The sequence below is a fragment of the Dietzia sp. DQ11-38-2 genome (genome assembly GCF_014145055.1).
Classification (GTDB): Bacteria; Actinomycetota; Actinomycetes; order Mycobacteriales; family Mycobacteriaceae; genus Dietzia.
Window position 1 is genome coordinate 1 of record NZ_JAALDW010000468.1, and the last position, 1,164, is coordinate 1,164.

Genomic DNA, 1,164 nt, shown 5'->3' on the forward strand with positions numbered 1-1,164 from the left:
CTCCGGCCTCGTCCACCCCGCCGCGTCGCTCCCCGGCCTCGCCGCGGACCGCGGCGTGCCGCTGGTCGAGGTGAACCCCGGTCCTCCGGGTTTCCCGCACGAGGCGAGCGTGCACCTACGCGCCACCGCCGCGCAGGCGCTGCCGTCTCTCCTGGCACCCTGACCGCGGCGTCACATCGCCTGGGCGATGCGACGGGTCGCGAAATCGGCGCGGGATCCTCGCCGCCGCGCTAGCTTTCTCCCTGCGAGGATCGTCAACATCGCGTTCCCGCCTCCCGTCCCCGGGAGTTCACCACCGGAGGTCAGCTCATGTCCGACACGTCCCCGAGTACGCCAACCGACACTTCCACCGCCACGCCGTCCGGGACGGCCGTGATCGCGGCCGAGATGATAGGCACCTTCTGGCTGGTGCTGGGAGGGTGCGGCACCGCGGTGTTCGCGGCCGTCCAGGTGGCCACCGCCGACACCGGGGATGTTCCCGTGGGCGTCGGTTATCTCGGAGTCTCCCTGGCCTTCGGCCTGACCGTCCTGACCGGCGTGTACGCGCTCGGCCACCTCTCGGGAGGCCACTTCAACCCCGCCGTCACCATCGGCGCGGCGATCGCGGGGCGCCTGCCCTGGTCCAAGGCGCCCGTCTATATCGTCAGCCAGGTCCTCGGGGGCCTCGTCGCGGGCGCACTGATCCTGGTCGTGGCCTCGGGCAAGGCGGGCTTCGAGGCGACGGGGCACATGGCCGCGAACGGCTACGGGGAGAACTCCCCGGACGGATACGGTCTGCTGTCGGCCCTCATCATCGAGGTCGTGCTGACCGCGATCTTCATCTGGGTGATCCTCGGCGCCACGGATCGCCGTGCACCTGCCGGATTCGCGCCGCTGGCGATCGGTCTGACGCTGACGCTCATCCACCTCGTCTCGATCCCGATCACCAACACCTCGGTCAACCCGGCCCGCTCCACCGCCGTGGCGTTCTTCAACGGCGACGGGGCCGTCGGACAGCTGTGGCTCTTCTGGGTGGCCCCGATCCTCGGCGCGCTCATCGCCGGCGCCCTGTACGGTCCGCTGTTCGGCGAGCGGGTCAAGAGCGCCTCGGCTCCGGGGGCCCGGGTCTGACCCCACCGAGACCTCGACACCGGGACGCCTCGGGCCCGCGGGACGACGTCCCGC

At 71.6% G+C, this 1,164-nt stretch carries 1 protein-coding gene; it reads left to right on the plus strand.

The window, feature by feature from the left end:
- Window positions 1-309: 309 nt before the first annotated feature.
- A complete protein-coding gene (aqpZ, locus tag G6026_RS14740) occupies window positions 310-1,110 on the plus strand; it encodes an aquaporin Z (RefSeq protein ID WP_347238117.1) in 801 nt (266 codons plus the stop codon).
- Window positions 1,111-1,164 lie beyond the last annotated feature (54 nt).

What these genes read in the sequence shown, in the direction of transcription:
- aqpZ (WP_347238117.1), top strand. Translation starts at nt 310, where the DNA reads ATGTCCGACACGTCCCCGAGTACGCCAACCGACACTTCCACCGCCACG.